Annotated in this window: 4 protein-coding genes; all 4 read left to right on the forward strand. The window is 63.5% G+C overall.

The window, feature by feature from the left end; genetic code table 11:
* Nucleotides 1–272: 272 nt before the first annotated feature.
* A complete protein-coding gene (locus NKJ18_RS32805) occupies nucleotides 273–1,196 on the forward strand; it encodes an ABC transporter permease subunit (RefSeq protein WP_023684574.1) in 924 nt (307 codons plus the stop codon).
* A 9-nt stretch (nucleotides 1,197–1,205) separates the two neighbouring features.
* Entirely contained in the window at nucleotides 1,206–2,333 is a 1,128-nt protein-coding gene (locus tag NKJ18_RS32810; RefSeq protein ID WP_023725230.1) for an ABC transporter permease, read from the forward strand.
* A 47-nt stretch (nucleotides 2,334–2,380) separates the two neighbouring features.
* The gene (locus NKJ18_RS32815) at nucleotides 2,381–4,000 is read left to right on the forward strand and encodes an ABC transporter ATP-binding protein (protein WP_023725229.1); all 1,620 of its coding nucleotides are present in this window, start codon (nucleotides 2,381–2,383) and stop codon (nucleotides 3,998–4,000) included.
* A 66-nt stretch (nucleotides 4,001–4,066) separates the two neighbouring features.
* Nucleotides 4,067–4,637, forward strand: a 571-nt coding sequence (locus NKJ18_RS32820) for a hypothetical protein (RefSeq protein WP_352761592.1), incomplete at its 3' end; no start/stop codon positions are given.

Here is a 4,637-nt window from a genome sequence, read left to right on the forward strand (position 1 = left end):
CCCCCCCCCCCCCCCCCCCCCCCCCCCCCCCCCCCCCCCCCCCCCCCCCCCCCCCCCCCCCCCCCCCCCCCCCCCCCCCCCGCCCCCCCCCCCCCACCCCCCCCCCCCCCCCCCCCCCCCCCCCCCCCGCCCCCCCCCCCGGGACTGGTCGGTCATCGCACCGGTCCGAAAGTCGTGGTCGATTTTCGGCAAGCCCGGTGCGAAGATTTGGCGCCGGAGCGTGGCAATGCGTCCGCATGGACGTATGTCGCTCTGGCCGAAGCGGGGCGCCGATGCTGCGATACATCTTACGGCGGCTTCTGACCGCCATTCCGACGCTGTTCGTCATCGTGACCATGGCGTTCTTCCTGATACGCGTCGCACCGGGCGGCCCCTTCAATCAGGAGCGGGGCCTCAGTCCCGAGATCAGGGCCAATCTGGAAGCACAGTTCGGCCTCGACGATCCGCTCTGGCTGCAATATGCCCACTATCTCGGCAATCTTCTGCGCGGCAATTTCGGGCCGAGCTACAATTTGCCTGACTTCACCGTCACCGAACTGTTTGCCAAGGGGCTGCCGATATCGGTCCAGCTCGGCACCTCGGCGCTGATCCTGGCGCTGCTGCTTGGTTCGGTGCTCGGCACCATCGCCGCGCTCAACCAGAACAAGCTTGGCGACTATACGGTGATTGCGCTGGCGACCGCCGGCAGCACTATCCCCACCTTCGTCATCGCTCCTGTGATTCAGCTGGTGTTCGGATTGACCTGGAAGCTGTTGCCGATCGGCGGCTGGGGTGATGGCGCATTGATCAACAAGATCGGCCCGGTGCTGACGCTGGCCTTGCCGCAGATCGCCATCGTTGCCCGCCTGATGCGCGGGTCGATGATCGAGAGCTTGCGTTCGCATCATATCCGAACGGCGCGTGCGCTCGGCCTCTCCGACTGGTCGGTGGTGGTCAAGCACGCGCTGCGCGGCGCCATCCTGCCGATCGTTTCCTTCACCGGCCCCGCAGCCGCGGCGCTGCTCACCGGTTCGGTCATCGTCGAGACCATCTTCTCCATTCCCGGTGTCGGCCGCTATTTCGTCGATGCCGCGCTCAACCGCGACTACACGCTGGTGATGGGGACCGTGGTGGTGATCGCGCTCTTCACCATCGTCTTCAACCTGATCGTCGACGTCATGTACGCGGTCGTCGACCCGAGGGTACGCTATGACTGAGGGTGCGCTATGACTGACATCACAGCCGCCGCCGCTCCGCCGGCCGTCGTCGGCCGCTCGCTCTGGGGCGACGCATGGGCGCGCCTCAAAGCCAACCGCGCCGCCATGTTCAGCCTCTATTACCTGGCCTTCATTGGCGTCATCAGCATCTTCGGCCCCTGGTTCGTGCCGCATCAGTACACCACCATCTATGCCGACTATGTGCGCACGCCGCCAAGCTTTTCAGCCTATCCGGAGCCCGACATGATCGAGACGGCGCTCAAGGATGCCATCAAGCGCATGCGCGTCGACATCAAGGAGTGGAAACTGGACGGCAGTCGCGTCACCGTCACCGTCACCTCGACCAAACCGATCGACGACCGCAACATCCGCTATCTCGACCGCTCCGATGCCTTCGACGATACCAAGATAGTGAGCAAATCGGGCGACGGGCTCGAATTGACTATGACTGCGTCGGTCAAACAGCAGTACTTCCTGTTCGGCACCGACAACACCGGTCGCGATCTTCTCTCGCGAACGCTGATGGCAGGGCGCATCTCGCTGGCCATCGGCCTGCTTGCCGGCATTGTCGCTGTGGTCATCGGCGTCCTCTACGGGGCGGCGGCCGGCTTTTCCGGCGGCAAGATCGACGAGGTGATGATGCGCATCGTCGACGTGCTCTATTCCTTGCCCTTCATTTTCTTTGTCATCATGCTGGTGGTGTTCTTCGGCCGCAACTTCGTGCTGATGTTCCTGGCGGTGGGAGCGGTGCTGTGGCTCGACATGGCGCGCATCGTGCGCGGCCAGGCGCTGTCGATCCGGCGGCAGGAGTATGTCCAGGCGGCCGAAGCCATGGGCGTCGGCCAGCGCGGCATCCTGCTGCGCCATGTCATCCCCAATCTGCTCGGACCAGTGGTGATCTACATGACGCTGCTGGTGCCGCAGGTCATCATCCTGGAAAGCTTCCTGTCCTTCCTCGGCCTTGGCGTGCAGGAACCGATGACCAGCTGGGGCGTGCTCATCTCGGTCGGCGCCAAGAACATCGGCACCGCCAACTGGCTGCTTTTGTTCCCCGCCTTCTTCCTCGTGTCGACGCTGTTTGCGCTGAACTTCGTCGGCGACGGCCTGCGCGACGCGCTCGATCCAAGAGACCGATGAAGATTGGACCGATAAAGATGGGGACCGATAAGATGAGGACCGTTGCGATGGAAACGCCCGAAACGATCCTCAGCGTCAAGGACCTTCGCGTCCGCTTCCGCACGCTCGACGGCGCGGTCGAAGCGGTCAAGGGCATCAACATCCACGTCAAGGCAGGTGAAACCGTTGCCGTGGTCGGCGAATCCGGATCCGGCAAGAGCCAAACCATGATGGCGGCGATGAGCCTGCTGGCGTCCAATGGCGAGGCGACGGGTCACGTCGATTATCGCGGCCGCAACCTTTTGACCATGAGCAAGCCCGACCTCAACAAGGTGCGCGGCGCCAAGATCAGCATGATCTTCCAGGAGCCGATGACCTCGCTCGATCCACTCTATTCGATCGGCAACCAGCTTATCGAACCGATCCGCAAGCACCGCGGGCTGAACGCTGCCGAGGCGCGCGAGGAGGCGCTCAAGCTCTTGCGGCTGGTGCATATTCCTGATCCCGAGCGGCGGATGAAATCCTATCCGCACGAAATGTCGGGTGGCCAGCGCCAGCGCGTCATGATCGCCATGGCATTGGCCAACGACCCCGACATCCTGATCGCCGACGAGCCGACGACGGCGCTCGACGTCACCATCCAGGCGCAGATCCTGGTTCTCCTCGCCGAACTGCAGCGCAAGCTCGGCATGGCCATCGTCTTTATCACCCACGACCTCGGCATTGTCAGGCGCTTTGCCGACCGCGTCTATGTCATGCGCTATGGCGAAGTCGTCGAGGAAGGCGAGGCGGAAGCGCTGTTCGCCAATCCCCAGCATGCCTATACGAAAATGCTGCTGGCCGCCGAGCCGACCGGCACCAAGGCGGCGCCGCCGGCCAACGCACCGGTGCTGCTCGAGGGCAGGAATGTCGAGGTAACCTTCAAGATCGGCGGTGGCTTCCTTGCCGGCGAGCCGCTGCTTTTGCGCGCCGTCGATCACATTTCGATCCGGCTGAAGCGCAACCAGACCATCGGTATCGTCGGCGAATCCGGTTCGGGAAAATCGACGCTCGGCCGCGCACTTCTGCGCCTGTTGCCCAGCGACGGTGTCATCCGCTTCGGCGACCGCGACATCTCCACCGCCGACCGCCAGGCGATGCGGCCGCTGCGGCGGGAGATGCAACTCGTCTTCCAGGATCCGTTCGGCTCGCTGTCGCCGCGCATGACCGTCGGCCAGATCATCACCGAAGGGCTTCTGGTGCATGAGCCGAACCTGTCAGGCAAGCAACGCGATCAGCGCGCCGTCGAGGCCTTGCTCGAGGTCGGCCTCGATCCCAACGCACGCAACCGCTACCCGCACGAATTCTCCGGCGGCCAACGCCAGCGCATCGCCATCGCGCGTGCCGTGATCCTGAAGCCCAAACTGGTGGTGCTGGACGAGCCGACTTCGGCGCTCGACCGCTCGGTGCAGAAGCAGATCGTCGAATTGCTGCGCAAGCTGCAGGCCGACCACGAACTATCCTACCTCTTCATCAGCCACGATCTCTCCGTGGTGCGCGCCATGGCCGACTACATCATCGTCATGAGGCAGGGCAAGATCGTCGAGGAAGGCCCGACCGAACAGATATTCAGCAACCCGCAGGCCGCCTACACCCAGACGCTGATGGCTGCGGCGATCGATGTCACGCGCTTCCGGCTGAGTGCTTAAGGCGTGACGTTGAGCAGATAGTCAGGGTAGGGCCAGTTCGCTTAGCCCGCTGACCTGGGACATCTGTTGGCTCTTGTCGCGACAATGGCCTCTTGCCGCTGCTTCAGCAGTTCGATTCTGGCCGTCTCACGGTTGGCCACTGCGCTCTTCACGCGCGTGCCGCCGAGCAGCCAGTTGGGAACGCTGGTGTTGGTGACCCTGCCGCGGGTGATGGCGGTTTGCGAGATGTCGCGCGCGGTATCGCCTACCGCGTTGTTGAGCTCGGCGCATGTCATGCTGTCGTATTTCGCCGGGTTCACCGCGCTGCCCAGCGATGAGCAGCCTGCCGCCAAGGACAAAGCGAGCAGCGCTAACAGCCGGCTTGAAATCAACAAATTCATCTTCCGCAAACCTCGTTCCGGCCGCTGTCTCGGCGGCATTCCTATTATCGAGGTAGCGCGGAAGGTTGTCGCGTCAAAACACCATGCTGACAGCGAACGCCGACGCGGCCGGTTTGCATCAAGCTATCTTGTGGGTCGGGAGAACAAACACCTAGTGTCTGTTGCCCTTCCCGAGAGATGGGTGACAGTTCATTCCGGAGACATGGGTTACACTTTCGGCCCTTTGCAAGGAGAGCAAGGTGCCTTGGAAGGAGTGT

The sequence above is a fragment of the Mesorhizobium sp. M0217 genome, assembly GCF_040321955.1.
Classification (GTDB): Bacteria; Pseudomonadota; Alphaproteobacteria; order Rhizobiales; family Rhizobiaceae; genus Mesorhizobium.

What these genes read in the sequence shown, in the direction of transcription:
- NKJ18_RS32805 (WP_023684574.1), top strand. Translation starts at nt 273, where the DNA reads ATGCTGCGATACATCTTACGGCGGCTTCTGACCGCCATTCCGACGCTG.
- NKJ18_RS32810 (WP_023725230.1), top strand. Translation starts at nt 1,206, where the DNA reads ATGACTGACATCACAGCCGCCGCCGCTCCGCCGGCCGTCGTCGGCCGC.
- NKJ18_RS32815 (WP_023725229.1), top strand. Translation starts at nt 2,381, where the DNA reads ATGGAAACGCCCGAAACGATCCTCAGCGTCAAGGACCTTCGCGTCCGC.